Below are 26,477 nucleotides of genomic sequence, written 5' to 3' on the forward strand. Positions count from 1 at the left end.
TCAGGCGATCATCAGCGTCAACGCCTCCTCCGCGTACGCGACCAGCAGCGCTTCCGTCTCGGCCTCGCCGGGCACCTCGGCCGCGTACGACATGAGTTCGAGCATCACGTACGCGTTACCCCGCGCCACGTGCACCGTCGTCTTCCGCACCGCCACCGGTTCGGAAGAATCTGGAAGCTCCATCCCCTCGTCAACGGGCAGCAGCCAGATCCAAGCCCCGCCTCCGAGCTGTGGCACCTCGTGCCAGGTACCGCGAGCCTGCGCCTTCGGTTGCGCCGGTATGCCTTCCTGCGCGAGTTCCGGGGAATCGGCGAGCGTGGTGCTGACGGTGAGGGCGTGCAGGGCGGTCGGGTCCCGCCGGCTGGCCGCCAGCCCGCACTTGCTCATCCGCCGCCCCGGCCGGGACGGCCACTCCCGCACCTTCGCGGTGCCGCCGTCCACAGCTGTCAGCAGCTGCGGGTCCAGTTGCGCGCACAGCTCCGCGACCAGTTGATAGCTGGTCGGGGAGGGCTGCGGCTCGGTTGCCGGGGCGGGCGGACCAGCACAACCGGCCAGCACAGTGGCAAACAATGCGGGCGGCAGCGCCACGGCATCTCGGAGCCGACGGGCGAGGAACGTCACGGCGAGATGATGCCACGGCCATCGATCCGGCGAAGGCCCGGAGAATCCATCTACGTCGATTGGCATCGGGCGAAGGACCCGCCTCGGCTGGTGCAGGTGGCGGCTAGCCGGGAACGCCGGGCGGGATGAACGGCAGGTCGGCGGGGGGCCCGGACTCGACCAGCCGACGCAGGGCGGCGGTGTCGAGATGTTCTTCGACCAGGTCGCCGAGCAGGTCAAGGGTGCGTTCACGGGCGGCGGCGAAGGAGGTGTCCGGGGCGACCCGGAAGCCGGTCCGACCGGCCATCCGAGCGGCCCGGTCGAGGAACCAGCGGCGGAACTCGTCGGATTCGAAGGTGCCGTGCCAGTGCGTACCGTGCACGACTCCCCGCACCATGCCCTCGCCGGCACCGGTGGCGTCCCGCAGCAGCGGGGTCGCCTCCGGGGCGGCGGCGGAGACGTACCCGTGGTGGATCTCGTAGCCCCGGACCGGAAGCTGGTCGGCGGCGGTGCCGACCGCTTGGCGGACGGTCTTGCGCGGGTCGAAGGTGATCTCGATGGGCAGCAGCCCGAGGCCGTCGACGCTGCCCCGGCGGCTCTCCACCGGGTCGTGGATGGCCCGGGCCAGCATCTGGAAGCCGCCGCAGATGCCGAGCAACGGTCGACCGGCCGCGACGTGCGCGGTGACCGCGTCGGCGAGGCCGGTCTCGCGCAGCCAGGCCAGGTCGGCCACGGTCGACTTGGAGCCGGGCAGCACGACCAGGTCGGCGGCGGCCAGCTCGGCCGGTTCGACGGTCAGCCGGACCCGCACGCCGGGCTCGGTGGCGAGCGCCTCCACGTCGGTGGCGTTGCTGATCCGGGGCAGCCGCACCACCGCCACGTCGAGCCACTCGGTGCCGTTCGGGGCGGCCGGGCGGCCGAGCACCCGGCCGTAGGCGAGCGAGTCCTCGGCGTCCAGCCACAGGTCCAGTGCCCAGGGCAGGACGCCGTACGTCGGGCGGCCGGTGAGGTGCCGCAGCGAGTCCAGCCCGGGAGCCAGCAGGCCGAGGTCGCCCCGGAACTTGTTGACCACGAACCCGGCGATCAGGGCCTGGTCGGCGGGTTCGAGCAGGGCCAGGGTGCCGAACATGGCGGCGAACACGCCACCCCGGTCGATGTCACCGACCACGATCGTCGGGAACCCGGCGTGCCGGGCCAGCCCCATGTTGACGTAGTCGCCGTCGCGCAGGTTGATCTCCGCCGGGCTGCCCGCCCCCTCGCAGATCACCACGTCGTACTCCGACCGCAACTCGGCCAGTGCCGCGTACGCGGTCTCGGACAACCGGGGACGCAGGGTCCGGAACGAACCGGCGGTCATCGTGTCGACCGCCTCGCCCAGCAGCACCACCTGACTGCTCAGGTCGCTGCCCGGCTTGAGCAGCACCGGATTGAACCGCAGGTCCGTGGCGAGCCCGCAGGCCGCCGCCTGCATCGCCTGCGCCCGCCCGATCTCGCCGCCCCGACCGTCCGGCCCGACGACCACGGCGGAGTTGTTCGACATGTTCTGTGCCTTGAACGGCGCCACCCGTACGCCCTCGCGGTGCAACCAACGGCAGATGCCGGCGGTGAGCACGCTCTTGCCGGCGTCGGAGGTGGTCCCGGCGACCAGCAGGCCACCGCTCACCGTGTGCCCGTGAGGCGTCGGGCCACCGCGCCGACCAGCCGACCGACGGTCACCGGGTACACCGCCGCGAGGCCGAGCGCGGCCAGGCCGACCGCACCGGAGATCCGGGCGGCCCGAGGCAGGTGCCGCGCCTCGGGACGGGGACCGTCACCGAGGAAGGGCCGCACCTCGGACCGGCCGAAGTAGACGTTGCGCCCGCCGAGCCGTACACCCAACGCACCGGCCATCGCCGCCTCGCACTGCCCGGCGTTGGGGCTCGGGTGGTCGTCGCGGTCTCGACGCCACACCCGCCAGGCGCGCTCCCGGTCACCCTTGCCGGCCGGCGCCAGCGCGACGGTCAGCAGGCCGGTCAGCCGGGCCGGCACCAGGTTCAGCAGGTCGTCGAGCCGGGCGGCCGGGGTGCCGAACCGGGCGTAACGCGCGTTGCGGTGGCCGACCATCGCGTCGAGGGTGTTCACCGCCCGGTAGCCGAGCAGGCCCGGCAGCCCGGCCACCGCGCCCCAGAACAGCGGGGCGACCACCGCGTCCGAGGTGTTCTCGGCCACCGACTCGACCGTGGCCCGGGCCAGCTCCGACTCGTCGAGGGTCGACGGGTCCCGACCGCACAGGTGTCCGAGCCGCGCCCGGGCGGCCGGCAGGTCGCCACCGCGCAGCGCACGTCCCATGGTCCGCGCCTCGTGCCGCAGGCTCTGCCCGCCCAGCACCACGAACGTGCCGGCGGCGACCAGTGCCGCGCGGGCCAGCGGCTGCCGCCGGGTCGCGTACGTGAGGGCGGCCCCGGCCAGCACCGGCCCGCCGACACTCAGCGCGGTGTGGGTGCCACCGGCCAGCCGGTCGGGCCGGTAGAGCCGACGTTCCAGGGCGGCGGCGGCCCGGCCGAAACCGGCGACGGGATGGCCACGACGTGGGTCACCGAAGTACGCGTCCAACGCGTACCCGGCGACGAGCCCCGCCGCGTTCGCCACTGCACCCGCATGCCGCACCCGCACCACCTCCGGCCGGCCAGCCTAGCCGAGCCCGGCCACCGGAGCCGCCGCTCGACCGAGCCGCCCAGGTCAGACGGGCTGCGGCGTTCGACCCCGCCCGCGCCGGCCCCGCCCGGTCACCGTCACGCCGGTGCCGGAATCCGCCGGTGCGTCCGCCGAGGCCGTGGTGGGCTCCTCGGCGTCGCCGCCCGCCTCGCCCGACTCGGACCCACCCGGCGTGCCGTCACCCGTGCCCGGGAGATCGCCCGTCGCCGAGAAGCCGCCCGTGCTCGGGAGGTCGCCCGCGAGGCCGCCCGTGATCCGGAGGTCGCCCGGGCCGGAGAAGCCATCCGGGCCGGAGAAGCCGTCCGCCCCGGTGCGACCGCCCGTTCCGGAGACGCCGCCCGTCCCGGAGACGCCGCCCATTCCGGAGAAGCCGTCCGCCCCGGCGGTGTCGCCCGTGCCGGGGAGGTCGTCGAAGGGGTCGGTCTCGCCCAGGCGCTGCGGGTAGCCGGTGCCCGCCGGGACGTACTCGGACAGCTCGAAGTCGTCGTCCAGCGCACCGTCCTCGGGCAGGGCGGGCGCGTCGTCGTCCGAGACGGCCTCGGTCAGCTCGCCGTGCACCCGCTGCTCGGCCTCGGCGTCCGAGATGGTGCTGGTCGCCAGGTTCGGCTTGTTGCGCAGGAAGCGCCCGCGCCCCCGGGACAGGTCGTGACCCACCGCCACGGCCTCCAGCTCGTAGAGGGTGCGGTGGTTGCCGGCGTCGTCGGTCCAGTCACGGGTGTAGAGGCGACCGCAGACGACCACCGGGTCACCGACCATCACCGAAGACGCGACCCCCTCGGCGAGCTTCCGCCAGCAGTTGACGCGTACGCGGGTTGTGAAGCAGTGCCACACGAATCCGCCGACCAAGACGAAACGCCCCGGCGGGTGCTGGAACACCCCCGGGGCCGGATCAGGAATAGAGGCCCTGACCATGCGCAAGCTTACCGCTCCGACCGTCTACCTCGCCGCCCCGGCGCTCGCTACCGCCGCTCTGTCGGCCGCTATCGCTGCTCTGCTCGCCGCTGGGTACATCGTCACCACCGCCGCGCACGTCGAGCCCTCGGCCGACGTTGACGGGCTGCTCGCCGCAGTCGGCGCCGACACGGACGCCATCGCCGCAGCCGACGCGCTCGTGACCGTTGGCGACTGCTCGAAGCTGTTCGAGCCGGTCATGGCCGAGATCTACAACGTGCCGGTCGTGACCCTCGCGGACGCGCTGGCGGGTGCCCGATGAGTGCTGCTGTGAAGGCCGCCATGCTGGCGACCAAGGATCTCGGGAAGAACGACCGCGCCGTCGCGATTGCCATCGCTGCGCACGCGAACGCCGAGGGCGCCGCGTGGCCGTCGGTGGCGACGCTCGCGGACTACGCGGGTTGTTCGGAGCGGACCGTTCAGCGGGCGGTCGCGAAGCTCGTTCAGCTCGGCCGCCTGGCCGTGTCAAAGGTCGCCGGGATCGCGACCCGCGTCTACCGGCTGCTGACCGCGCCGGGGGTGCCATCGGTCGGGCCGAGGGTGACAAACGAGCGTGCGGGGGTGTCAGTTTCCGCCGCAGGGGGTGACAGCCAGGGTGTCACCCGAAGTTCTGAAGACCATGTTGAAGAGAAGAAGCGCGCTCCGCGCGACTGGCGTCGATTCATCCCAAAGAACAAGCCGGCTACCGCCGGGCCGGCGTTTGCCGAGCGGCGCGGCGCTGCGCTGCCGATGCCGTCCGGGGGCGACCGGTGCCAACGTCCGGGACACGTCGGACAGCCTGCCGGCCGCTGCGTGCCGTGCATCAGCGAGGCGAAGGCAGGGAACCGATGACCCGCGCCGAGCGCTTCGAGGGCGCGCTACTGGTTCTGATCCTGCTCGTGGTCGGCGCCGCCGCCGGCTGGGCGAGCTTCAGCCACGTACACGCCTGGACGATGGCCAACAGCCCGGCGGGTACGCCGGACGCCTTCGGTTGGGTCAACGCGTGCGTGTCCGAGCTGGTGCCGATCGCGTCCCTGTTGGAGATCCGGCGCCGCCGCCGGGCCGGAACGCCGGTCGGCTACCCGCTGGCGCTGTTGATCGCGGCGGCGTGCCTGTCGCTCGCGGCACAGCTCGCGGTCGCGAAGCCGGGCCTGTCCGGCTGGCTGTTGTCGGCCGTGCCCGCGCTGGCGTTCATGGCGTTGGTGAAGCTGGTCTTCGCCCGGACTCCGGCAGTGGCCGCGCAGCCCGCCAGAAATTCGACTGACGCCCTGCGGGCCGTCGCGCCCACCCGGGCCACCCTCGACCATGCTGCGGCCCCTGTACGGCCCGTGGACACCACGCCACCACGTCCACGCCCGCCCGCTGTTCCGCCGGGCGCACGCCTGCTACCGATCGTCGCCCGTGTCGGCACCCCGCCCGCCGCGCCGGACAAGCTGGCGGCACCGCCCACGACCGCCGCCCGAGTGTCGGCGTTGCTCGCCGAGATGCCGGGCGCGACGCCCGCTCAGGTGGCCGCACGCCTGGGCGTCTCGGAGAGAACTTCGCGGCGGTACATGCCCGCCGCCACAGTGCCGCCACGACGCCGCCAGGCGACCCGCCCGCCAGCACTGGCGACCGCCTAGACGAACAGGTAGCGCGCCCGTCCACGCCACGGGCGGGCGCGCTACCGGTGGCGGGCGTCGGCTACTCGCCGCTGTCGCTGTCCGCGATCTCGCGTCGGTGCTCGGCAATCCATCGCTCGACGTCGTCCGCGAGCCACACGCGGCCCTGTTCCAGCTCGGCAACGGGCTCGGGGAACGTCCGGCGCATGGTCAGTTCGTAGGCACGCTGACGACTGATACCGCCGAGCCGCTTGCGGATCTCATGCGTGCCCATCAGTCGGAGCTTCGCCACGGTCTGACGTTAGGCACACGGGTACCGGTCGCGTGCCATGCCTGACGCGAGACAACCCGTCACGGGTACTTGACGCACGACCGATCCCGCGTGACGCTGAGGTCATGCCTGGTGACCGCGAAGCCACGCCCGCGAACGCCGCACCCGCCCGCACGACCCTCGCCATCGGCGACGTGGTCCGCGTGCCCGAGGGTGCCTACCAACCCGGCGTCGGCGTGCTGACGTTGTACGTCGCCGAGTTGGGCGACCGGATCGACCGCGACGGCGTCGCGTGGGTCGAGGTCTACGGCCACGAGGTTCAGGCCGACCGCTCGCTTCGCCCGCGCCGCCGGTACGCCCAGGTCCGCCCGGACCTCGCCGACGTGCTGCCGGACCGTGGGTGGTGAGCGGGTGGGGACACACTCCGGTGATCTCCCGCGGCGTGTACCTCCTGACCCGGGCAGCGTCCCCGCAGTTCTCCGTGCCGGTCTCGGTCCGCGTGATCCGCACGCTCGACCGGTCGACGTACGACGGGTGGGTGTGGATCGAGGTGTACCAGTTGAACCAGGCAGGGGATGCGACTGCCCGGCGGACACTGTTCGTGAGGGCTGCGGGGATGGAGCCGGTACAGGCCCCGGCCGCTCGCGCCTCCCGGCCGCGCTCCGGCGTCGTGAGGCCGAGAGCGTGAAGGGCCGTCTCGAAGACCACACGCCGGGCGTGTAAACGCCGCCGGGAGAGCGGCGCGGGAGTGACGAAGTGACCCCAGTATCTACACTCTCTTATTTCCTCCTCTAGAGCTTCTTCTTCTTCTAGAGAGAGAAATATAGGAGTGTAGATACTGGGGTCACTTCGTCACTGGGAAGCGCAGGGATGAACGGGAAAACCCGCCCGCCGAACACTTACGCCCGTGCTGGCGCATAGGCGTGCTGGTTCTGCGCCCGCCGCTCGCCCGCGCCCGAGGAGTTCCCCGTGACCGACCCCCTCGCAGCCCTGCTCGCCGACGCCGACGACCCGGACGACCTCGCCGGCCGCGTGCGCCGCGAGCTCGCCCGGCGGATGGCGCGCGGAGCGCAGCCCGTGAAGCGCTGCTCGCGCTGCTGTCGGCACCTTCCGGCGCTGGCCTTCGCCGAGGACGCCAGCAAGGGCGACGGGCTGAAGACGACGTGTCGCGAGTGTGACGCCGCCCGTCAGGCCCGCGCTCGCGCGTCTCCCACTGCTGGCGCATAGGGACTGTAGAGGGGTTGATCGGCCCGCGCGCGGCTCCCGTTGGCGCGGTGGTAGACGCCGCGCGGCCGATCCTCCTCGATATCGCGAACCGGTACGCCGGTTCGCCTTTTCTTTTGCCCTTTATCTGTGAGCACAATTGCAAGGAGGCTTGGTGGACATATGCACGGAGTGCCCGGCCGCGATCCGCCAGACTCCGGGCAAGCGGACCCGCTTCACCTGCTCGGCCACATGCCGCAAGCGGCGCCAGGTCCGCACCCGGGACGCGCGACTCCTCGCCCGCGCGGCAGACCTCTTGCACCGACAGACCGCCGCCGTCATCGCCAGCGACGCTGACGCGCTCGCCGCTGTCGACCGCGAAGCCGCTGAGCTGTTCGGCACCTGATCGCCCCTCACCCCTCGCACTCCCATGGAGCAAAGATGTCTGACGACGACCTCGCCGCGAGTGTCGCAGCGCTCACTACCGCCGTGGCTGAAGTCGGCGCGCTGTCGCGCCTGTCCGCGCCGGCTGACCCGGCGCCTGTGCTACCCCGCAGCCTGCCGAAGCCGGTAACTGACCCGTCGGTGGTCCGGCCCGCGCCGACCTCGGGCCTCGCACCCTCCTTCGCAGAGCCCGTCTTCGACTCTGAGAAGGTCGCCGCCGAGATCGCACGCCCGCCGGTACACGCGGCTTCGGGGCACCTTGCGGGTGACGTCCGCGAGCCCGAAGAGCCCCTGGCTCCGCTGGCTGGTGTCGAGGTACCGGCAGACCTGACCGGCGCACTCGCGGAGTACGACCGGCGGTATCAGGCGTGGCAGGACGCGGTGGACGCGGTCGAGGAGTGGCGCGACGAGGCGCGCATCTCCCGCGCTGCCCGGGAAGCTGCCATCGCCGCCGCTGGCCGCGCCGCCGCGCGTGGTGAGGAGTGGTCGAGCGACTTCCCCGAAGCCGTGAGCGAGGCGGACGAGGACGCGAAGGCCCGCGTCCTGTCGACTGTCGTCGAGGTGCGACGTCGCGAGGCGACCGCCGCCGCCCGCAAGGCCGACCGGCTCAGCGCAGGTTACGCAGCGACGTGGGCAGAGACCGCGGTAGGCGGTTTCGGGCCGGCGCTGGCCGAGGCCAACGCCACCGCCCAGGCCGCCCGGGAGGCTGCGCTTCGTGCCGAGTCGGTGTTGACCGTCAGCGCGCACTGGCGGGCTGTCGCGCTCGTGGCCGAGCTGGAAGCACAGGGTGTCAGAGTGAGCGAGCATCGACGGGCGCGCATCGCTTCGGACCTCCTGGACGGTATGAAGACGAGCCACTACGCGACTGCCGAAGCACAGCGCCGCAGCCCCTCCGCGCTCGCGAGCGAGGTACAGCAGGCTCTCGGCACGCTGTCAGCCTGCGATCCCGGCGCCGTCCCGCACGCCGAATCGCTCAGTGTCCCTGGTGGCGAGTCGGTCGCCTGGCCGATGTGGCGCAAGATCTTCGACTCCGCGACGCCCGCTCGGAAGCAGCGGCTCCGTGATCGCCATCGGGGCGGGACGCCGTTCGGCTTCGAGCTACCCGGCTGACCCGCGCGCCCTGGGGCCTCGGCTCGACCTGGGGGCCCTCGCGTTCAACCCCGCCCCTCTGTCGAAAGGCCCCCCATGCTGACTGACGGCCCCTCCCCGTCGCGAGCTACCCGCCGCCGGCTCAGTCGTGCCCGTGCCGTCCGCCGATCGGCGGGGTACCGCTGTCAGGTGGGCGGGTGCGTGTCCGCCTCGTCCGGCGTGCGTTGCGCGGGCGGGCGGGTGCTCGCGGCGTGCTGGCGTCACGTGCCGGACGGCCCCGCCCGGCGTGTGGGTCCGGCCAGTGATAGCCGGTCGGAGTGGCCGCGTCGCCTCGCGACCGAGCTTCGCCGCAACGCTCGCAAGCAACCTGACTCTGCGTGACCCCTGGGGGGAGGCCCCCTCCCCCGAGAAGCCCCCCACCGAAGCGGCATAGCGCCAGCCCCCGGACACGTATCGCTGCTCTGCGCACCGAAAGGCCCTTTACGTGACAGACCGTGACATCCCTCCGGCCGAAGCCGACGCCATTGAGCCCCCGGCCGGTCTCAGCGCTGACGCCCTCGACCTCTTCGAGGACGTCACGGACGAGCAGGGCGACCGCCTCACGGCGTCGCAGTTCGCCTCGCTCGTGCAGGCGTGCCGTTTGGTCACTCTGGCCGACCGCGCCGAAGCCGAGATCGGCGATCGGTGGATTATCGACGGCTACCGCGGTCAGCCGATCGCGAACCCGCTGATCTCGGACGCCCGCATGGCCCGTGCCTCGGCCGTTCAGGCCCTGAAGTCCGCCGGCTTCGACCGTCGCGCCGGGTCCGCCTCGGCCGCGGGCGCCGCGCTGGTCGGGCACCGCTGGCGGGGGCGTCGCTGATGTCCCGCCGGATCGCAGCACGCCGCACGCAGAGCCGCAGCGTCTACAGCGTTCCGGTGGCCTTGGCCCACGTCGACCTACCGACGTTCACGCCAACCGAGTACGTCGACCGGCCCGCCGCCGGTTGGACCGTCGAGGCCGTCTGGCTCGCGGCCGTGCGCTACGTCCGCGCTCACGAGCTACGCCGAGGTGCCGCCCGCGCCGCCTGGCTCGCCTTCAGCACGGCGTACGACGCTTCGCCGGGTACGCCCGGGGGTGCTGCGAGTCTGCGGCGTCAGGAGGTCGTCGCGCGGTTGTCCGGCAACGATCCGGAGACCGCGGCCGTAGAGGAGGTGGCTCATGGCGAACGTACGCATCCGACTCGACCGTAAGGGCGTCGCCGAGCTGTTGAAGTCGGCCCCGTTCGCTGCGGCTGTCGCCGCGAAGGCCGCCGCGATCAAGGCGACGGTGTCGGCTCACCAATCGGTCGTGCGGCACGGGATGCCGGTCGAGACCGAGGCGTACGTAACCGATCGCGCCGCCCAGGCGGTCACCATCGCCCACCCGGGCGGTCTGGCAGTCGAGGCCAAGTACGGCGCGCTGACCCAGGCCGCGAGCGCGGTCGGGCTCGAAGTGACCGAAGAACGCTAACCAGCTAGCCGAGCTACCAGGCCCCGAGACCGCCGCGCGGACGGTCTCGGGGCCTCTTCATGTCCGCGCTGACTCCGAAGGAGACCCCCATGAAGGCACCCGAGACCCGCGCCGCCCGCGCCGAGGCCGCCGGCCAGCTCTCGACGTTCGAGTTCGACGGCGAGACCTACGCGGTCGCCCCCACCGATCAGTGGGACCTCGGCGCGCTCGACGCGATCGAGGACGGCCGGATTCTCGCCGCTGTCCGGATCATCCTCGGCGCCGAGCAGGTCGACCGCTTCCGCGCGAAGCCGCGCACCTTCGGCGACCTCAACAGCTTCTTCGACGCCGCCCAGAAGGCCGCGGGCGTCAAGGGAAACTGACCGCGCTCGTTCGAGCCCTCACCGAGCATTACGACGCCGTAGAAGCCGATCTGGCCCGCTTCTACGGCGTCGATCTCGGGGACCTCTGGACGGGCGCTTTATCGCTGCGCCGCCTTAGCGCGCTGGTCGCGCACCTCCCGCCCGGCTCGGCGCTCTGGGCCGCCGAGTCGGACGTCCCGCCGGGCCTGACGCCGACTGACGTGCTGCTCGCGGACATCTTCCAGGCCGTCACCGGTCAGGCGCATCCGCTACGCCCCGCGCCGGCTGCGGCGCAGCCCAAAAACACCATCGCGAAGCTGCTCGCCCAGCGCGAACGGATTCGCGCCCAGCGTGCCCGAGAGGAGGCCACAGCCAGTGTCGACGAACGTCGGTCACGCCGCACTTCAAGTGATCCCGTCCCTGCGAAACCTTCGCCGGCACCTGCAACGGGAGGCCGACCCGGTCCTTAGCCGCTGGGCGAAAGACGCCGGGCAGACGATCAGCACGGCTATCGGCGGCGCCGTCGGCGACGGCGTCCGCGACAGCGTTCAGGGCGCAGCCTTCGACAGCGTCCGCGACAGCGTTCAGCACTCCGTCGGCGACGGCGTCCGCGAGGGCGTTCGCGAAGGGGTCCGGGACGGGGCAGCCGAGCCGGCCACCCGGCCACTGCGGACCGGCATCCGGCGTGCCGTGCTCGACGGCTTCCGCGAGGGCTTCCGTGGGGGACTAGACCAGTCCCGCCAGCTCGGCGACGGGCTGAGCCGGTCGCTGCGCCTGGGCCTGCGAGACGGCGTCGCAACCGGTGTCCGGCAAGGCTTCGACACCGCGAAGGACCGGGTCCGCCGTTTCTTCCAGTGGGTCGAGGACGAAGGCCGCTCGGTCGGTCCGCGCACGATCATCAGCGCGCTGTCCGCTCTCCGAGAGGCCGCGATGTCCGCCGTGAAGGGCGGGCTCAACCTGCTCTCCGGCGTGCTCCTGTCGCTCGCCTCGGCGCTGCCCATCGTGCTCACCGGCTTCACCCTGCTCGCACCGGTCGTTGCCCTCGTCGGCGGGCTCTGGGGCTCCATGTTCACCCTCGCGACCGGCCTCGTGGGCGTCGTCGGTGTGCTCGGCCTCGCTACCCGCGGCCTGGGCGCGGCCTTCGGTGAGCTGTTCGAGAACGGCAAGGTCTCCAACGAGACCCTGAAGGCCCTCGCGCCCAACGCACGCAAGTTCGTGCGGGCGCTCGAGGGCATCCGGAAGCCTCTCTCGGACCTGCGCCGGGCCGTGCAGAACCGCTTCTTCGCTCGCCTCGACAAGCCGTTCCAGGCGCTCGCGAAGCGCTGGCTTCCCGCGCTGCGCCCGATGCTCGGCGACCTCGCGGACCGGATGAACCGGTTCGCGCGGGAGATCCTTAAGGCGCTCGGCCGCCCCGACTTCCTGAAGAACGTCCGGGCCGCCTTCCGAGGCTTCGGCGACTTCCTCGACCGCGTCACGGACTCGATGGGCCCGTTCATCGACTCCTGGGGCATCCTCGCGAAGGCGAGCGTGCCGTTCCTCGCCGAGCTGGGCGACCGCATCGGCGGCGTGATCGACAAGTTCAACGCATGGATGAAGTCGGCCGAGAAGTCCGGCGCGCTGAAGAGCTTCATGGACGACGCCGCGAAGGCCCTCCGCGACATCTGGGCTATCGGTGGCCTGGTCGTCAAGATCGGCGGTGAGCTGCTCGACACCTTCTTCCCGCCCTCGAAGCGAGCTAGTGACTCCTTCCTCGGCGGCGTACGCGACTGGCTTCAGGAGGTGCGCGACTGGCTCGCGGACCCGAAGAACAAGCAACGGATGCGCGATTGGATGGACAAGCTTGTCGAACTCGTCCGGGTTCTGACGCAGGACGTCGGCCCCGCGGTTCGCGACATCGTGACGAAGGTCGACGGCTGGATTACCACGGTCGAAGAATGGGGCCGCCGGATCGACGGCTGGAAGACCAAGATCGGCATAGCCTTCGAGGCGGTCCGGATCGTGGTCGGCGCGAAGGTCGCCGCGGTCGGCATGGCGATCGACAGCCTGAAGCGCCCCCTCGATAGCGTGCTCGCGGCTTTCCGCTCCCTACGGACCGGCGCCGGACGCCAGCTCGAAATGCTGCTCGGCCTCGTTCGCTCGCTCCCCGAGCGCATCCGGACCGCCCTGGGCGACGTCGGAAACCTGCTGTTCAGCGCAGGCGCGAGCATCGTCAGCGGACTAGCGCGAGGGATGCGCGAGAACATCGGCAAGGTCACCGGCGCCGGTAGCGCGCTGGGCCGCGCCGCCCGCGTCGCCGCCGAGCAAGCCCTGAAGGTCAACAGCCCGAGCAAGGTCTTCATGACCATCGGCCGGCACACCGCCGACGGCATGGCCATCGGCATCACCCAGGGCCGCTCACGGGTCACACAGGCCATGCAAGCGATGGTCGAGCCCCCGCGTTCCGCCGCGCCCACCCTCGCAGACCGTCGGACCGTGACGCCCACACAGGCCGCGCCGTCCGCCCCGACCACAGTCGAGTACCACCTGCACCACACGCGGGCGACCATCGCGCAGCTTCAGGCCCTCCAAGCCCGGCAAGCGATCCTCGCCCGGGTCGGGAGGGCCCGCTAAGGCCGTCGCACCAGACGTCCGACGGCGCTCCGGTCGGCGCTCGTACGGTCACGGCGTGTGGCGCTGCCCAGGATGCCGGAAGTCGTTGATCGAGCGCTACGAGGAACAAGAGCGCGGACCGAAGCGCCCCATCCTGGCTGCTGACGCGGTCGTGCTGGTTGGTGACCGGGAACCCGGGCGCCGCCGGAATCAAGGGTGGCACGCGCGCTGCCTCGACGAGGACATAGAACGCCAGAACGCACGACAAGGCCCCTACCCCGGACGTCCGGGGTAGGGGCCTTTCTGCGTTTACACGCCCTACTCGCGCTTGACGAACCAGCCCAGCGCAGTCAGCACGGCCATCGCGACGAGTATTGGCGTCGCTACGTGAGGGTGCTTGTAGACCACGATGCCGATCAAGCCTGCTACCAGCACCAGGACGACTGCCCGTAGCGACACGTCGCCATCAGGTTTAGGGGACGGGTTTCCGCTGGTCTCGCCACGTCGTAGAGTGGCCATCAGGAGCGATCACCTGTCTTTCTTGGTCGAAGGGTCGGGTCTCGGTTCCACTGCCATCCGTTGGCGCGGATGGATCTTGACGACGGCACCCGTTCCTGCGGGTGCCGTCGGCATCTCACCAGAGCGACTGGCCTCGTCGGCATCGGCCGACCACAGCACGTCCTCCGGCAGGTCGAAGTGGGTCCACGTGATCAGCTTGATCTGGGGCTACCGGTTGCGGCACGCCATGACTCTAGGACAGCCGGCGGATTCTTCCCACCACGTCCACGCTCAAAAACGTCGGTCGGTGACGGTCCACACCGTTTCCCAGCGAGCCTTCGCCTGGTCAACCCGCCCAGAGAAGAGCCCCGCCGGAGTCTAGTTCCGGCGGGGCTTACCAGCTCTTACAGGTGCTACGACGCCTCCTCCGCGACGATCTCGGCAAGCCGCCGCGCCTCAGGATCGTTGAACTCGCCTAGGGCGATGAGGACGCGCTCACTCTCGAAGACCTTCCGGCCCGGCATCGACGCCCGGCGGACTGTTACGGACACACCTGCGGAGACCAGCAACGCACGGCGCCCGTCCACGTCCCGCTCGGCCCACGCTTGGCCGAAGGTCTGTCCGGTCTCGACCCGACGCACCTCCGTTGCCGCAACAGCCGGCAACGCCTCACGTGCCGCGTGCAGCTCGGCGACCCGCGCGGCGAGCGCTGCGACGTCTGCCCCGCGCTCGGTCATCTGCCTTGCCAGATCGGACAGCGCCGTTTCGATGTCAGCACGGCGCCCGTCGTCGACCGCTACGGTCACCATCTCGACGACCGGCCAGTGACCGACCATGCGCAGAAACTCTTGCTCTACATGCTGTTCCGTCAGCTCAGCAGTGATCGCGACACCCTTGCAGCCTTGGCCGTTCCGCCGAGCCGCACAGGCGTACGTCGGGACGTTCGCCCCGCTCTTGTGCTTCCGAGAGGACGCGTAGAGCTTCCGCTCACACTCGGAGCAGAACGCGATGCCGGACAGCAGGCGGGCCGCTCGTACGCGCCGACCGCGCCCCTCGACGCCCTCACCGTTCGCCGTTAGGGCTGCGCGTAGCTGGTGCCACACGTCGAGCGGAAGAATCGGCTCCCATAGCTGGCGCGGCATCCCGTCGTCGCCGCGGATCACCTCGCCCCGATAGACCGACCGACCGACGGTCGCCGGGTTCACGAGCATTTGCGCGATGACCTGGGTCGACCACGGGGCCGGCTTCGTCCGTCTGGTCCGCCCCTCGGCGATCAGCCGCGCCGATCGGGTCGGCACGCCCCGATCGTTGAAGTCCTTCGAGATCCGATAGAGCGAGTCGCCGGCTAGGACCCGGTCGGCTGCCTCGCGGACGATCGCGGCGGCCTCCGGCTCTGGCGCCAGGATGTAACCGGGGCCGCTGGGCATCGGGACTACCTGGTACCCGTACGGCGCCGCGCCGCCCGCCCACCTGCCGAGCTTTCGGGTCTTAGCAATGCCAGCCTCGACGTTCTCGGCGGTCGTCGCGGCCATCATCTCGGCGAACGCCGCGAGGATCGTCGCGACGAACCGCCCGCCGGAGGTCGTCAGGTCTAGCGACTCGTTCACGGAGACCAGGGCAGCCCCGTTGGCCGCTGCTTCGTCGACGAACGTGCGGAAGTCGACCACGTTGCGCGCGAGCCGGTCCAACCTGGCGAAGATCACCACGTCGACTTCCGGCCACCGCTCCCGGATCTCTTTCAGCCCTGGCCGGTCGAGCCGTAGGCCCTTGTCCGACCCGCTGACGTCGAGGTCCCGCACGACGTGCGGATGTACGTCCCAACCCTTCGCGAGGCAGTACGCCCGGCAAACCTCCTCCTGCCGTGCTGGCGAGGTCGATGGGTCGATGTCCCCGCGGTGGGACGACAGACGGACATAAATGATCGCGCGGACACGGCCGAACGGGTCGCGAAGGGTAGCAGTCGTCATGTGGGACATGCTACGGTCCCGTACCCGCAGGCTGTTGCCGTCCACCCAGCGCCCGCTGTCCCGGTCGAGGCGGCGGGCGGTGGAGGCGACCTTGAAGTTGGCCACGAGCGTGTTGCTCTGCGTGGTGCGACGCCACTCGGGGGCCGTCAGGACATTCCCGACGACGGTTACGTAGGTGTCGAACATCGTTCCTCCAGCGGAGATCCGGGTCGGCTGGTACCGACTCGCCGCCCAGCCTCGGGCCACGCGGCCCACCCGAGCAGCCCCTCCGGTCGTACCTGTGGACAACCTGGCGGCCTGTGGACGAACGCCTGATCAAGGTCCCGGTGTGCTAGGCCGACCGACCCTGCCCGGCCCAGGCCCGGCGGCGGACGATCGGATTGCACAGGAAACCGTCAGGTTCCGGACCGGTCCGCCTGGGTAGGAAATCGCCAACCGCACCTGCGACGTCGAACGAAAGGTCAGCGATCATGATGATGACCATCGCTTGTTCCGCCCGCGTCCCTGGTCAGGTGCGGCGATGAGCGAGAACCCGGCCACCGTCGAAAAGTGCCTCCGAATGGGCGCCGGATTCTCGCAGGCCGACCGGGACTGGATCGTGGTCCAGTTCGCCACGCTCGACGCCCGCCTGGCCGGTTTCCACGCCGACTCCACCGAACTCGAACTCTCGGTCAAGGACCGGGAGGCCAAGGGGCAGCGGGTCACGCTGGAGTGCTGGATCGCCGGCCGGCAGAAGATCGTCACGACCTCCTCCGAGGAGGACCTGCGCGCGGCGCTCAACGACGCCCGTGACGACCTGCGCCGCAAGCTCAACGACTCCAAGACCCGTCAGGAGCCGCGCAACAACAAGCACCTGCGGGTCACGCCCCCGCCCGGCGAGCCGACCCCGGTCGACGAACTGGCCGAGGAACTGGCCGCCGCCGGGACGAAGACCGACGAGAGGTGACCGTGCCGCCGGCCGGGCACGCGTCCGGCCGGCGGCGCTGACAGGGAGAGGTGAACGGCATGCCCAACGTGCAGCAACCGGAGATGCGCCGCAGCGGCGAGACCCGGCTGGTCCAGGACAGCGACGGACCGATCCCGGGGGGTGGCTCCGAGACCAAGAAGGAGCACCGGACGGTCCCGGTGGACCAGATCTCGCCGTACGGGCCGGATCGTGGGCGGGCCGCGACCTCGCATGAGCCGACCGATCGCGACGCCCACGGCGACTGACCCGCCGCACAGCCGTAGCCCCCGCCCCACGCTGGGCGGGGGCTACTACCGTCCGGTAGCTTCCCGGCGTACCGTCGGTCCGGTGGAACCCGACGTGCTGGGCCCGCCCTACGAGCGGCACACCATCGACCTTGGCCGCGACGACGAGGGACCGGTGGTCGCCACCCTGGTCCGCCGCCGGGCCGAGCGACCCACCGGGCGCGCGGTGCTCTACGTGCACGGCTTCGTCGACTACTTCTTCCAGACCCACGTGGCTGACTACTTCGCCGCCCGGGGCTGGGACTTCTACGCACTCGACCTGCGCAAGTACGGCCGCAGCCTGCTCCCCCACCAGACCGCCAACTTCTGCCGCGACCTGGCCGACTACTTCCCAGAACTGGACGCCGCCGCCCAGATCATCCGTACCGAGGACGAACACGACACGCTGCTGGCCATGGGCCACTCCACCGGCGGACTGATCGTCTCGCTCTGGGCAGACGCCCGCCGCGACACCGGGCTGGTCGACGGCATCTTCCTGAACAGCCCCTTCTTCGACCTCAACGCCCCATGGTTCGTGCGTCGACCCCTCGCGGCCGCCGTCGCGCGCCTGGGCCGTCGGGCACCCCACCGCGTCCTCCCCTTCGGCCTCGGCACCGTGTACGGCGAGAGCCTGCACGCCGACCATCGCGGCGAATGGACGTACGACCTGGCCTGGAAGCCGCTCGCCGGATTCCCCGTCCGGGCCGGCTGGCTCAACGCCGTCCGCACCGGCCAACGACGCCTGCGCGCCGGACTGGACATCCCGGTGCCGGTGCTGCTGGCCTGCTCGACCCGCTCGTTCCGGGGCGCCAAGTGGCACGACTCGGCGACCCTCGCCGACGCCGTCCTCGACGTCGAACACATGGTCCGCTGGGCACCCCGCCTCGGTCAGCACGTCACGCTCGCCCGCTTCGACGGCGGCCTGCACGACCTGACGCTGTCCGGCCCCGCCGTACGCGACAAGGTCCTCACCGAGGTCGGCCGCTGGGCGGACGCCTTCCTCGACGCCGGACCGACGCCCCCTCCCCCACCGGCCCCCCGCCGCCCGGCCGACAGCGAGTCCTCCTCGAACACCGCCGCCTGAGCCATCGGCCCACGTGGGCCGGTGTCTCGCCTGACCTCGGGCCCGCCTGGGTCTGCCGACGCCGTGGATTCGCAGGTGCGCGGCGTCCATGGCACGTGCGACGCTGACCGGGCACCCGTTCCGTCGCGCCGGGCCGGTGCGGCGGTACCCTTCTCGCGCGATACCACAGCGCGCCCGTAGCTCAGCGGATAGAGCAGGGGACTTCTAATCCCAAGGCCGCAGGTTCGAATCCTGCCGGGCGCACCTCTGTTCGCACTGCTCAACGGCTTGTCGCCGCCCCTCGGTCCCCCGCTCATCCGGCAACCCGCTGTCCGACCTACGCCGCTGGCGACCGCCATCGACGCCCTGGGACGCTACCGGTGGGTGAACGATGCCGGGGGGTTCTGCGTCCAGGTCCTGGAGGGCAACGGGAGGGAGTGCCGATGAGGCCGCCGGTGCGCAGATCGCTGGAGGACGACCCGTCATCGGGCATCGACGTTAGGCGGGTCCGAGCCGTACTGAGCATGGGCGGTGTGCCGTGGCAGGACCTGGATGATGCGATGCAGCAGGTCCGGCTCAAGCTCCTGGAGCAATCGTCGGCGAAGACGATAAACAACTCAGCCGCCTGGACGGCTGTCGTCGCGTCGCGGGTCGCCGTCGACTGGCACCGTCGTCGGCGGCGCCATGAACAGCTACGCCAGCGGCTCGTGGCGCTGCGGGCGCCTGCAGTCGCCGACACGCTGCCCGACCCGGACCGCGATCTCGCGATGGTGGTGGCCGGGGAACTCGATGAGCTTCCAGCGGACCAGCGCCAACTTCTGGTGCTGCGGTTCTATGTCGATCTGACCGTGCCGCAGATCGCCGACGTGCTCGGCGTCGCGTCGGGCACGGTGAAGAGTCGGCTGCATGCGGCGGTCGGTCGAATGCGGGCCAGGTTGAGCGCGAAGGGAGTGGTGTGAGATGTCTCGGGTGGAGAGCGGTGGCAACTCCCATCGCGACGATGCGCTGATGTCCGCCGTCACCGGCGAGCAGCCGGCTGATGCGATTGCGGGCACCGACGAACTGGCCGAGGCGACGGCAGCCGTAAACGCGTTACGGCGTGGCATGGCAGCACTCGGCACCGAACTCGCTGCGGCGACGCCCGCCGCGGTGGCGGACTCGCGTACCCCGTGCACTGCGGCCCCGACGAACCACGTGCCCGACCGGCCGTCGGTCAGGCGGATGTCGACACGGTCTTGGGTGCTCGCCACCGCTGCGGGGATTGTGGGTGTGGCTCTGGTCGGCGGCTACGCGCTGAGGGCGTCCGACCCGGCTGACACGTCGGTGAGTCGGAGCCTTCCGGGTGTCGTGGCGTGTGCCGAAACCATCGCGGTGGGAAGTGTGGCGTCGGTGAGCCGTACGGGCGACCGGTTCACGGTGACGCTTGACTCGGTGCGCTACCTGAAGCCGGAGAACGGGCCGACAGTCCTCACGGTCGGTGATGCAGAGTTGGCCGACGGTGGATCGAGCACTGAACCAGTCACGGGTCAGCCGGCCCTGGTAGTGGTTCACGACGCGGCCAAGGGCGATGTCGACCTCGTCACCGGCGCGGACATCGACTCGGAGTGGGCTTGGATGGCGCAAGCGCTCCCCGACTCACGTTCGATCGATTCGACGGAGTGCGCCGACGAGTGAGTAGCGGCGGCGCAGTGTCCTGTACTGCGCCGCCGCCGTCGCTCAGTCGATCTGAGCTGACTGGTAGAGCGAGACCGGGTTGGCGGCCCTGTCGACGTCGGACGGGAACACGGAATCCTGCGACTCAGGCGCGGCGACGGCCCTCTTCCACTCGGCCACTACCGCTTCCGCAGCGGCGCCGGACGGAACCTCGACCGGGGTGAAGTTGGACGGTACGACATGCCAGCCGTCCTTGCCCGACAGGCGCGACGCGAGAATGTAGGTCTTGCCCGGCTCCAGCGGGGTGGCGCCGTCGAAGACGACGCGTTCCCGGCTGATCGGGTCGTCGCCACCTTCTTGAACGACCCGGACATGGCCACTGACGCTGCCCTGAAGCGTCGCCTTGACCGTTACCTCGAAAGGCGTACAGAGAAAATCATCGGAGTCGCGCTCCGCCGAATCCTGGGAGTCGATGGAAGCGACGAAGATGTCGTCGGCCCACCCTGCGGCTAATCGCGGAGTCTCGAGACTGACGGCGTACGTGGCATGGATGGCAGTCGTCTCGTAGGGAACGGTGAACCATGCCCCAGCGGCGACTGCGGCGACCGCTAGTGCGACTGCGGAATACTTTTTCGCCTTAGCCACGGAACTTACCCCCAGATCTCTCTGTACTTGTTGATGTCCAGCGACGCCGGGGCGGTGGTGGTCCGATTGTCGGAGCAGTGCATCAGCGCCGTCCGGTTGTCGAAGTGGCCGAGGCGTAACGCGTGTCCGATTTCATGGCCGATCACACCGCGCCGATTTGCCCAGCTGTAGTTCGTCAGGAAGTGGAGGTTCAAATAAATGTCATCCTGGCCGGCCGACGACTGCCAGTAGCCGGACCAGGTAACCGTGCTCCGGGTGACATCGCTGATGTGCAGGTCGTTGACGGTGGTGGCGGTATCCGGCGCGATGTTGACCCGCCCGAGCCTGTTCCACAGGTCGCGGGCCTCCGTGAACTCCCCGGTGTACCTGCTCGATCGGGTGTACCGGATCTCGCGGCCGTCGACCGATCCGCTGGTCAAGCCTTCGTTGGAGCAGCCGTCGGCGGCCTGGGCCGGGGCCGCCGGAACGGCGACGCCAGCCGCTATCAGGCTCAGCACGACCAGCGCCTTTCCTAGCCGTTTTGGCGCATGCGGTACTGTCACTGTCTGTACTCCTCTGCTGGAGTTCGCCCAAAGGGTGGAATTGAGCAAGGTGAAGCCACGCAGCAGTCCGAAGAGGTCGGAGGCATGCGATTATTGCCAATAAAGAAGGCTGAAAGAAGCCGAGCTGGCGCTAAATGGACGACGCCTGGCAGTTAGTGCGCACCATCAACCGGCACACAGGACCATGGTTCCCGCTGGCAAGTGCAGTGCGTGGCGTTTAGCTGGAACGCAGGTCGGCGAGCCGCACTTTTCGGCGCATTTGCCTGATCCGAGCGTCACAAAAATACACCAACTCGATGCGCATGCGAAAACCCCCGTGATCGTCAAGCGCGCTATCGTTGCTGAGAATTCAGGCGACATACGTCAATGCCTTGAATTGATCGACAGAGTATCACGAGCGACCGAACAGCGCCAGCAGCGCCCCTGCAAGGTGTAAGCCCTGGTCACGCCGGCGCCCACCGAGCACCCCATACCGAAACGAGTCGATCGAATCAAGCGATCCCCCCGGTCGACACGACGCGCGGTCGGCCGCACGAGGGCGGGGCCAGCATGCTCCGGCGCAGGTTCGCACCTCGGTCGCAAGATCATGCTCGATCCGGGATCGAGTGGTGACCAAGCGCCGCGATAGCCACTCGATCCCCGATCGAGCGATGCAGCGTCCCGACGAGGATGACCAGGACGATGACGACCAAGCGCGATCACGCGGTTGAGCGATGCAGTGACCTCGAAGTACGACGAGCCGCCGCAGGCCGACATCGAGCGGCCGATGAGCTGATGAGCCGATGGATCAAGAGTGACGATGAGCCAGGCAGATCATCGCGAGTGCTTTCCACGGGAGCAGCCCAGATAGGTGCAGACCTAGTCACAGGTCGATGCGCTGCTCGGCCGTGCTGGTGTCGTCGGGTTCGCCGAAGCGGAGGGTGGTGTGCGCTGGCTTGGCCGGGAAGGCGCGCAACTGCGACTCCATCGCGGCGAAGAGGCGGGCGGCGTCGGGTCCATAGGCGTAGAGGACGGCTTCACCCCCGCCGAACTCGTGGCCGTCGAACTCACCGGCGTCAGCGGCCTCAATGGCCTCGCGCAGACGTCTCCCGAGGTCGTAGATGGCCCGTCGTTCCTGTTCCTCACCGAAGCCACCCGTGAGCGGATAGCGGACGATAACCCCGTGCTCGGGTGCGCTCATGCGGTACTCCTTCGCCGGCCCGAGGCCAACGCCGCCAATGGTGCCGGCGATCCTACGGGGTGTGATCAGAGGTAGAAGCGGCGCCAGGCGTCGTCGGCCGGGCGTGAGCTGCGCCCCTGGCTGCGGGGCAGCCGGCGTGGACCGCCGCGAGTCGGGTGATGTCGCCTACGGCTGCCCGGCACGACGCCATGATCACCCTGTCGATGTCGCTGGCGCCGGGGTGCCAGTCGCCGAGCGCGGCGGACCCGACGACGTAGAGGCCCCGAACATAACCGGGCAGCGCCCGATCGACGGCGTCGAGGTACGCCCCGGTCGACTCTTCGACCATGGGTGGTGACCGTAGCAACTGGACACCCGTCGCCGAGTAGGTCGAGCCACTGACCAGGCATTTTGATCTCGAATCGCGGATTAGACACTGTGTGTATAGCCTGTGTGTATAGCGGCCCGACCATCGTCGAACTCCGGCGGCCACGGGAGGACCGCGAGAGACGGAGGCTGTGACGTGAGACGACAGACGCTGACCGGTACGGCGGCCGCCGCGCTGGCGACCGTGGTGGCTCTCGGCATCACACCCGCCCAGGCGAACCCACGGACCGAGGCACCGGCCGCCGGTACGGGCATCGCGTGGGAGCCGTGTGCCGACGAGCCGGCGGCGGAGTGCGGCAGCGTGACCGTACCCGTCGACTGGTCCGAACCGGACGGCCCGACGATCGACATCGCGTTGGCCCGCCGGACCGCCACGGACCCGACCGCGCGGATCGGCACGATCCTCACCAACCCCGGCGGACCGGGCGCGTCGGGGGTGCAGGACGCCATCCTCGGCGGCATCGGCGGCAGCTTCAGTGACGAGGTACGCCGCCGCTTCGACGTGGTGGGCTTCGATCCTCGGGGCGTGGGCGGCAGCGACCCGATCCGGTGTCAGGTGCCGGAGGGCCCGGAGCCGAAGCTGTTCCCCACCACCGCCGAGGAGTTCGACGGCCTGCGCGCCTGGACCCGGGCGTACGGCGAGGGCTGCCGGGAGCACAGCGGCCCGCACGTGGACTTCCTCGACAGCCGGACCGTGGCGCGTGACATGGACGCCATTCGGGCCGCGCTCGGCGAGAAGAAGCTGACCTTCTACGGCAACTCGTACGCCACGATGATGGGACAGCAGTACGCCACGCTGTTCCCGCAGCGGGTGCGGGCGATGGTGCTCGACAGCACGATGGACCACAGCGCGGCCACCACCTGGGAGTTCCTGCGCAGCGAGACGAAGGCGACGCAGGACAGCTTCGACAGATACGTCGAGTGGTGCCGCACCTCGACCGAGTGTGCGCTGCACGGCCAGGACGCCCGCACGGTCTTCCGAGACCTGTACGCCAAGGCCGAACGCGGTGAGCTGGTCGACCCGGGCAGCTCGCGGACGATGAGCCCGACCGATCTGCTGGACGACATCCAGTGGACGTTCCTCGGCCCGTACTGGACGCAACTGTCGGAGCGGCTGGTGAGCCTGTCGGCGGGCGAGCCCGGCCCCGCGACGGACGCCGCCCGCCCCACCACGGCCCGGACGGCGACCACGGAGCAGGAGCCGGTCGAGGATCCGAGCCTCGCCATCTTCTGCCAGGACTGGAGGTTGCCGGTGCGGGACGTCGACCAGCTGCGGGCGTACCAGGACCGACTGGCCCGGGTGGCACCGGAGATGAAGCTCAACCTCCAGGCGTGGGGCTCGACGATGGCCTGCCTGGGCTGGCCGACCGAGGTCCGCAACCCGCAGGCGCCGCTGCGGTGGAAGGGCGTGCCGCCGGTGCTGGTGCTCAACAGCCGGTACGACCCGGTCACGCCGCACGAGTGGGCTCGGAACGTGGCGCGTCAGTCGGGTGCGACCCTGCTGACCTACGAAGGTGCGGGGCACGGCGTCTACTCGTTCGGCAGCGACTGCGTCGGTGACGCCACCACGCGGTACCTGATCCACGTCAAGACGCCGCCGCAGGGCACCCGGTGCCCGGCCGTGGAGCAGTGACCGGCGTCTTGACCTGAATCGGACGTGAGGTTCTACGTTCCTCCTCCATCCGTTCTGCACTCGGAGGAAGACCCATGACGACGGAGCAGCTCTCCGAAACCGAGCTCGCCGCGCAGCCCGCCGCCTACTGGACGGGTGTCGCGTACACGTCCCTGGTCACGTTCACCCGTGCCCGGCACGTCGAGCTCGGCTTCACGCAGCCGCAGTTCTGGCTGCTGCGCAACCTCTCCACGCACGACCTGCGGCCGGACGGCAGCGGGATGACGGTGCCCGAACTCGAACAGGCGATGAGTTCGTACCTGCGTCCCGAGGACGATCTGGACGCCGAGACGAGAGTGTTACAGGAGCGCGGGTGGCTGACCCGGGACGGTGACGGACGGCTGTGGATCACCGATGCGGGCGAGGCGGCGCGCGTCAGCCTCAAACAGCACGCACCGTCGATCCGGGCCCGCATCCACCAGGGCATCGACGACGCGGACTACGTGGCGGCCCTCAAGGTGCTCCGGCAGTTGATCCGCAACACCGGCGGCGCGGTGGACTGACAGCCACGTCGTAGGGTGGCCGGTGTGGGGCTGGTGAACACGTCGCGTTCCTCGGACTCACCGTGGATCTCCTCAGTGTGGACCGGTCACAGCACCCAGGTCTCGCAGATGACATCCGTCGCCAGCGAGACCTGGGGGCTCGTGTTCTGGGAGTCCAGGGGTACGCCGTTCGCCGCCGTCGTCGGCCCGGAGGACCGCACCGACTCGGCACCCGTACCGCAGGAAGCCCGGTTCGTCGGTGTCCAGTTCGCGGTCGGCACCGTGCTGCGGGCGGCACCCACGTCGACGCTGCTGAACTCGGGGATCGAACTGCCCGACACCACCGCCGGGCGGTTCTGGCTCGACGGCGAGCGCTGGCACACGCCGCGTGTCGACGACGACGCCGAGGCCCTGGTGGCGCGGCTCGTCCGCGCCGGCGTGCTGGTGCGCGACCCGCTGGTGCAGGCGACACTGGACGGCAGTCTGGCGGCCACCGCGAGTCGGACCGTGGAGCGCCGGTTCCGGGCCGCCACCGGCCTCACCCGGGGCGCCGTCGCGCAGATCGGACGCGTCCGGGCCGCCGCGGAGATGCTGTCGGCGGGCGCGCAGGTCAGCACCGTCGTGGACCGGCTCGGCTACTACGACGAGCCGCATCTCGCGCGGGCGTTGCGACGGTACGTGGGGCGTACCGCCGGTCAGCTCCGCAGCGGTGCCGGCGGCGCGATCGCGTTGCCCGAGCCAGGTCGTGTCTCGACGCCCGGTGGCGCACGTCGGTGATCGAACCTACTTCAAGGTCTCCCGGGTGACGATGGCCGGCAGGTACTGACCCCGGCCTGCTCGCCGTGCACGCCACGCGGACGGCGTCCACGGACCACCGGACCCTAGCGGACGACGTCGTAGACGGCCTTGAGCACACCGTTGCCGTAGGCAGCGGACTCGCGCAGCGCCAGCCGCTGCTCCCGCTGCTCGCGCCGGGGGAACACGCTCTTGCCGTCGCCGAGCAAGACCGGAAAGACCAGGAGGTTGTACCGGTCGACCAGGCCCGCCTCGGCCAGCCTGCGCGCGAGTTCCGCGCTGCCGTGTACGAAGATCGCCCCGCCCTCGGTCTCCTTGATCGCGGCGACGTCGTCCGTGGACCGCAGGATGTGCTGTTCACCCCAGCCGCCGACCAGCGCGTCCGCGTCAAGCGTCGACGACACCACGTACTTCGGCAGCTCGCGGTAGGCCGCGTGGTCCTCGGACTGCGGCCAGATCGGCGCGAACGCCTCGTAGCTGCGGCGTCCGAACATCAGCGCGCCGGTCTCCGCGAGTTCCTCACCCTTGAGCGAGTACGCCTCGGGGTCGAACGCCGTCCGGAACACCCATCCCCCAGCGGGGTGCCCTTCGACCGTCCCGCCGGGCGAGTCGACGATCCCGTCGATCGAGATGAATCCGGTCCACACCAGTTCGCGCGTCACCACAGTCTCCGCTTCGGTCCTCGTACCCTGCACCTCGGCCCGAAGGTCCACCACCCCGCGCCACACCAGGGACGCTATCGCCCCCACCCCCACCGGTCTTGTACGAAACCGACACCACCCCGGACGACCGACGCCCACCCGACGGACCGGGCCCACCAGAGTTGACCAAGGAGTTCGCGCCCTCCGCCCTCTCCCTTTGCGACCAAACTTCTTGATCAAGTTTCCAAGTCTGTCGGATGGTGTTGGGGCGGTGACGTGCTTGTGATCCTGGGGAGGGTGGGTAGTTCTGTTGTCGCTCCGACGACAACAGAACTACCCACCGCCCTACGCCGGGGCGAGAAGACCCCGATCCGCTAGCCATTAACTGCACGAGTGCAGGCACAGAGTTGCCGGCAGGCACAGGGCCGAGCAGGCGCAGGGCCGAGCAGGCGCAGGGCCGAGCAGGCGCAGGGCCGAGCAGGCGCAGGG

General features: G+C 70.3%; 30 protein-coding genes, 1 tRNA gene and 2 pseudogenes. 21 read left to right on the top strand and 12 right to left on the bottom strand.

Annotated features, from left to right (window positions below; translation table 11 throughout):
* The 4 genes and pseudogenes from ACWDVW_RS14620 to ACWDVW_RS14635 form a co-directional block, all read right to left on the bottom strand.
* Complete coding sequence (locus ACWDVW_RS14620) at positions 1–621, bottom strand: hypothetical protein (protein WP_449948396.1); 621 nt, start codon at positions 619–621, stop codon at positions 1–3.
* 103 nt (positions 622–724) lie between these two features.
* Positions 725–2,263: a cobyric acid synthase gene (locus ACWDVW_RS14625; RefSeq protein WP_449948399.1), complete on the bottom strand. Its 1,539-nt coding sequence runs from the start codon at positions 2,261–2,263 to the stop codon at positions 725–727.
* Positions 2,260–3,246, bottom strand: a complete 987-nt coding sequence (locus tag ACWDVW_RS14630) for a cobalamin biosynthesis protein (RefSeq protein WP_449948401.1) — start codon at positions 3,244–3,246, stop codon at positions 2,260–2,262. Before ACWDVW_RS14630 ends, ACWDVW_RS14625 begins: the two co-directional genes overlap by 4 nt.
* Positions 3,247–3,318: 72 nt before the next feature.
* Positions 3,319–4,104, bottom strand: a pseudogene (locus ACWDVW_RS14635) (single-stranded DNA-binding protein); the annotation flags it as partial.
* Between the two features lie 100 nt (positions 4,105–4,204).
* On the opposite strand from ACWDVW_RS14635, the gene ACWDVW_RS14640 reads away from it, so the two are divergent.
* From ACWDVW_RS14640 to ACWDVW_RS14650, 3 genes are read left to right on the top strand one after another with little or no spacing between them, the layout of a single operon-like run.
* A complete protein-coding gene (locus ACWDVW_RS14640; RefSeq protein WP_449948403.1) occupies positions 4,205–4,507 on the top strand; it encodes a hypothetical protein in 303 nt (100 codons plus the stop codon).
* Positions 4,504–5,076, top strand: coding sequence for a helix-turn-helix domain-containing protein (locus tag ACWDVW_RS14645; protein WP_449948406.1), 573 nt, complete (start codon positions 4,504–4,506; stop codon positions 5,074–5,076). The genes ACWDVW_RS14640 and ACWDVW_RS14645 overlap by 4 nt, the downstream gene beginning before the upstream one ends.
* Positions 5,073–5,846 carry a hypothetical protein gene (locus tag ACWDVW_RS14650; RefSeq protein WP_449948409.1) on the top strand — a complete coding sequence of 258 codons (774 nt, stop codon included), beginning with the start codon at positions 5,073–5,075 and terminating at the stop codon, positions 5,844–5,846. Before ACWDVW_RS14645 ends, ACWDVW_RS14650 begins: the two co-directional genes overlap by 4 nt.
* A gap of 61 nt (positions 5,847–5,907) precedes the next feature.
* Here ACWDVW_RS14650 and ACWDVW_RS14655 read toward each other — a convergent pair whose 3' ends face one another.
* On the bottom strand, positions 5,908–6,099 hold the full coding sequence (locus ACWDVW_RS14655; RefSeq protein ID WP_449948671.1) for a helix-turn-helix transcriptional regulator: 192 nt from the start codon (positions 6,097–6,099) through the stop codon (positions 5,908–5,910).
* Between the two features lie 122 nt (positions 6,100–6,221).
* On the opposite strand from ACWDVW_RS14655, the gene ACWDVW_RS14660 reads away from it, so the two are divergent.
* The 9 genes from ACWDVW_RS14660 to ACWDVW_RS14700 all read left to right on the top strand — a co-directional run bounded on the left by ACWDVW_RS14660 (position 6,222) and on the right by ACWDVW_RS14700 (position 13,275).
* Positions 6,222–6,503, top strand: coding sequence for a hypothetical protein (locus tag ACWDVW_RS14660; protein WP_449948412.1), 282 nt, complete (start codon positions 6,222–6,224; stop codon positions 6,501–6,503).
* A gap of 562 nt (positions 6,504–7,065) precedes the next feature.
* Complete coding sequence (locus ACWDVW_RS14665) at positions 7,066–7,323, top strand: hypothetical protein (protein WP_449948415.1); 258 nt, start codon at positions 7,066–7,068, stop codon at positions 7,321–7,323.
* Between the two features lie 151 nt (positions 7,324–7,474).
* Complete coding sequence (locus ACWDVW_RS14670) at positions 7,475–7,705, top strand: hypothetical protein (protein WP_449948418.1); 231 nt, start codon at positions 7,475–7,477, stop codon at positions 7,703–7,705.
* Between the two features lie 35 nt (positions 7,706–7,740).
* A complete protein-coding gene (locus tag ACWDVW_RS14675; protein ID WP_449948421.1) occupies positions 7,741–8,853 on the top strand; it encodes a hypothetical protein in 1,113 nt (370 codons plus the stop codon).
* 463 nt (positions 8,854–9,316) lie between these two features.
* Positions 9,317–9,694 (top strand): hypothetical protein, encoded by a 378-nt coding sequence (locus ACWDVW_RS14680; RefSeq protein WP_449948424.1) that lies wholly within the window; start codon positions 9,317–9,319, stop codon positions 9,692–9,694.
* Positions 9,694–10,065: a hypothetical protein gene (locus ACWDVW_RS14685; RefSeq protein WP_449948427.1), complete on the top strand. Its 372-nt coding sequence runs from the start codon at positions 9,694–9,696 to the stop codon at positions 10,063–10,065. The genes ACWDVW_RS14680 and ACWDVW_RS14685 overlap by 1 nt, the downstream gene beginning before the upstream one ends.
* Positions 10,034–10,324, top strand: coding sequence for a hypothetical protein (locus tag ACWDVW_RS14690; protein WP_449948430.1), 291 nt, complete (start codon positions 10,034–10,036; stop codon positions 10,322–10,324). Before ACWDVW_RS14685 ends, ACWDVW_RS14690 begins: the two co-directional genes overlap by 32 nt.
* An 89-nt stretch (positions 10,325–10,413) precedes the next feature.
* Complete coding sequence (locus ACWDVW_RS14695) at positions 10,414–10,686, top strand: hypothetical protein (protein WP_449948433.1); 273 nt, start codon at positions 10,414–10,416, stop codon at positions 10,684–10,686.
* Between the two features lie 354 nt (positions 10,687–11,040).
* The gene (locus ACWDVW_RS14700; RefSeq protein ID WP_449948436.1) at positions 11,041–13,275 is read left to right on the top strand and encodes a hypothetical protein; all 2,235 of its coding nucleotides are present in this window, start codon (positions 11,041–11,043) and stop codon (positions 13,273–13,275) included.
* Between the two features lie 297 nt (positions 13,276–13,572).
* Here the strand turns inward: ACWDVW_RS14700 and ACWDVW_RS14705 are convergent, their stop codons facing one another.
* The 3 genes and pseudogenes from ACWDVW_RS14705 to ACWDVW_RS14715 all read right to left on the bottom strand — a co-directional run.
* Positions 13,573–13,773 carry a hypothetical protein gene (locus tag ACWDVW_RS14705; protein ID WP_449948439.1) on the bottom strand — a complete coding sequence of 67 codons (201 nt, stop codon included), beginning with the start codon at positions 13,771–13,773 and terminating at the stop codon, positions 13,573–13,575.
* 392 nt (positions 13,774–14,165) lie between these two features.
* A complete protein-coding gene (locus tag ACWDVW_RS14710; protein WP_449948673.1) occupies positions 14,166–15,728 on the bottom strand; it encodes a recombinase family protein in 1,563 nt (520 codons plus the stop codon).
* 9 nt (positions 15,729–15,737) lie between these two features.
* A pseudogene (locus ACWDVW_RS14715) lies at positions 15,738–15,905 on the bottom strand (single-stranded DNA-binding protein); the annotation flags it as partial.
* 334 nt (positions 15,906–16,239) lie between these two features.
* On the opposite strand from ACWDVW_RS14715, the gene ACWDVW_RS14720 reads away from it, so the two are divergent.
* The 6 genes from ACWDVW_RS14720 (at position 16,240) to ACWDVW_RS14745 (ending at position 19,686) form a co-directional block, all read left to right on the top strand.
* Positions 16,240–16,665 carry an HPF/RaiA family ribosome-associated protein gene (locus ACWDVW_RS14720; RefSeq protein WP_449948442.1) on the top strand — a complete coding sequence of 142 codons (426 nt, stop codon included), beginning with the start codon at positions 16,240–16,242 and terminating at the stop codon, positions 16,663–16,665.
* A 59-nt stretch (positions 16,666–16,724) separates the two neighbouring features.
* A complete protein-coding gene (locus ACWDVW_RS14725) occupies positions 16,725–16,931 on the top strand; it encodes a hypothetical protein (protein ID WP_449948445.1) in 207 nt (68 codons plus the stop codon).
* Positions 16,932–17,013: 82 nt separating this feature from the next.
* Positions 17,014–18,033: an alpha/beta hydrolase gene (locus ACWDVW_RS14730; RefSeq protein ID WP_449948447.1), complete on the top strand. Its 1,020-nt coding sequence runs from the start codon at positions 17,014–17,016 to the stop codon at positions 18,031–18,033.
* A gap of 170 nt (positions 18,034–18,203) precedes the next feature.
* Positions 18,204–18,276 (top strand) — tRNA-Arg (locus tag ACWDVW_RS14735).
* Positions 18,277–18,455: 179 nt separating this feature from the next.
* The gene (locus ACWDVW_RS14740) at positions 18,456–18,971 is read left to right on the top strand and encodes an RNA polymerase sigma factor (protein WP_449948451.1); all 516 of its coding nucleotides are present in this window, start codon (positions 18,456–18,458) and stop codon (positions 18,969–18,971) included.
* Position 18,972: 1 nt separating this feature from the next.
* Positions 18,973–19,686 carry a hypothetical protein gene (locus ACWDVW_RS14745; protein ID WP_449948454.1) on the top strand — a complete coding sequence of 238 codons (714 nt, stop codon included), beginning with the start codon at positions 18,973–18,975 and terminating at the stop codon, positions 19,684–19,686.
* A gap of 42 nt (positions 19,687–19,728) precedes the next feature.
* Here the strand turns inward: ACWDVW_RS14745 and ACWDVW_RS14750 are convergent, their stop codons facing one another.
* The 3 genes from ACWDVW_RS14750 to ACWDVW_RS14760 all read right to left on the bottom strand — a co-directional run bounded on the left by ACWDVW_RS14750 (position 19,729) and on the right by ACWDVW_RS14760 (position 22,032).
* A complete protein-coding gene (locus ACWDVW_RS14750) occupies positions 19,729–20,310 on the bottom strand; it encodes a hypothetical protein (protein WP_449948456.1) in 582 nt (193 codons plus the stop codon).
* Positions 20,311–20,315: 5 nt separating this feature from the next.
* Positions 20,316–20,852, bottom strand: coding sequence for a hypothetical protein (locus ACWDVW_RS14755; protein WP_449948459.1), 537 nt, complete (start codon positions 20,850–20,852; stop codon positions 20,316–20,318).
* Positions 20,853–21,714: 862 nt separating this feature from the next.
* Positions 21,715–22,032, bottom strand: a complete 318-nt coding sequence (locus ACWDVW_RS14760) for a hypothetical protein (RefSeq protein ID WP_449948462.1) — start codon at positions 22,030–22,032, stop codon at positions 21,715–21,717.
* Positions 22,033–22,534: 502 nt separating this feature from the next.
* On the opposite strand from ACWDVW_RS14760, the gene ACWDVW_RS14765 reads away from it, so the two are divergent.
* From ACWDVW_RS14765 to ACWDVW_RS14775, 3 genes are all read left to right on the top strand, one after another.
* Entirely contained in the window at positions 22,535–24,031 is a 1,497-nt protein-coding gene (locus ACWDVW_RS14765) for an alpha/beta hydrolase (RefSeq protein ID WP_449948465.1), read from the top strand.
* Positions 24,032–24,105: 74 nt separating this feature from the next.
* Positions 24,106–24,573, top strand: a complete 468-nt coding sequence (locus tag ACWDVW_RS14770) for a MarR family transcriptional regulator (protein WP_449948467.1) — start codon at positions 24,106–24,108, stop codon at positions 24,571–24,573.
* A 24-nt stretch (positions 24,574–24,597) separates the two neighbouring features.
* Positions 24,598–25,329 (top strand): helix-turn-helix domain-containing protein, encoded by a 732-nt coding sequence (locus ACWDVW_RS14775; protein ID WP_449948470.1) that lies wholly within the window; start codon positions 24,598–24,600, stop codon positions 25,327–25,329.
* A 104-nt stretch (positions 25,330–25,433) separates the two neighbouring features.
* Here ACWDVW_RS14775 and ACWDVW_RS14780 read toward each other — a convergent pair whose 3' ends face one another.
* The gene (locus tag ACWDVW_RS14780; RefSeq protein WP_449948473.1) at positions 25,434–26,009 is read right to left on the bottom strand and encodes a dihydrofolate reductase family protein; all 576 of its coding nucleotides are present in this window, start codon (positions 26,007–26,009) and stop codon (positions 25,434–25,436) included.
* Positions 26,010–26,477 lie beyond the last annotated feature (468 nt).

The sequence above is a fragment of the Micromonospora sp. NPDC003241 genome (assembly GCF_053589795.1).

Coding starts and splice junctions, on each gene's coding strand:
- ACWDVW_RS14640 (WP_449948403.1), top strand. CDS start 4,205: ATGCGCAAGCTTACCGCTCCGACCGTCTACCTCGCCGCCCCGGCGCTC.
- ACWDVW_RS14645 (WP_449948406.1), top strand. CDS start 4,504: ATGAGTGCTGCTGTGAAGGCCGCCATGCTGGCGACCAAGGATCTCGGG.
- ACWDVW_RS14650 (WP_449948409.1), top strand. CDS start 5,073: ATGACCCGCGCCGAGCGCTTCGAGGGCGCGCTACTGGTTCTGATCCTG.
- ACWDVW_RS14655 (WP_449948671.1), bottom strand. CDS start 6,099: ATGGGCACGCATGAGATCCGCAAGCGGCTCGGCGGTATCAGTCGTCAG.
- ACWDVW_RS14660 (WP_449948412.1), top strand. CDS start 6,222: ATGCCTGGTGACCGCGAAGCCACGCCCGCGAACGCCGCACCCGCCCGC.
- ACWDVW_RS14675 (WP_449948421.1), top strand. CDS start 7,741: ATGTCTGACGACGACCTCGCCGCGAGTGTCGCAGCGCTCACTACCGCC.
- ACWDVW_RS14685 (WP_449948427.1), top strand. CDS start 9,694: ATGTCCCGCCGGATCGCAGCACGCCGCACGCAGAGCCGCAGCGTCTAC.
- ACWDVW_RS14690 (WP_449948430.1), top strand. CDS start 10,034: ATGGCGAACGTACGCATCCGACTCGACCGTAAGGGCGTCGCCGAGCTG.
- ACWDVW_RS14695 (WP_449948433.1), top strand. CDS start 10,414: ATGAAGGCACCCGAGACCCGCGCCGCCCGCGCCGAGGCCGCCGGCCAG.
- ACWDVW_RS14705 (WP_449948439.1), bottom strand. CDS start 13,773: ATGGCCACTCTACGACGTGGCGAGACCAGCGGAAACCCGTCCCCTAAA.
- ACWDVW_RS14710 (WP_449948673.1), bottom strand. CDS start 15,728: ATGTCCCACATGACGACTGCTACCCTTCGCGACCCGTTCGGCCGTGTC.
- ACWDVW_RS14720 (WP_449948442.1), top strand. CDS start 16,240: ATGAGCGAGAACCCGGCCACCGTCGAAAAGTGCCTCCGAATGGGCGCC.
- ACWDVW_RS14725 (WP_449948445.1), top strand. CDS start 16,725: ATGCCCAACGTGCAGCAACCGGAGATGCGCCGCAGCGGCGAGACCCGG.
- ACWDVW_RS14740 (WP_449948451.1), top strand. CDS start 18,456: ATGAGGCCGCCGGTGCGCAGATCGCTGGAGGACGACCCGTCATCGGGC.
- ACWDVW_RS14745 (WP_449948454.1), top strand. CDS start 18,973: ATGTCTCGGGTGGAGAGCGGTGGCAACTCCCATCGCGACGATGCGCTG.
- ACWDVW_RS14760 (WP_449948462.1), bottom strand. CDS start 22,032: ATGAGCGCACCCGAGCACGGGGTTATCGTCCGCTATCCGCTCACGGGT.
- ACWDVW_RS14770 (WP_449948467.1), top strand. CDS start 24,106: ATGACGACGGAGCAGCTCTCCGAAACCGAGCTCGCCGCGCAGCCCGCC.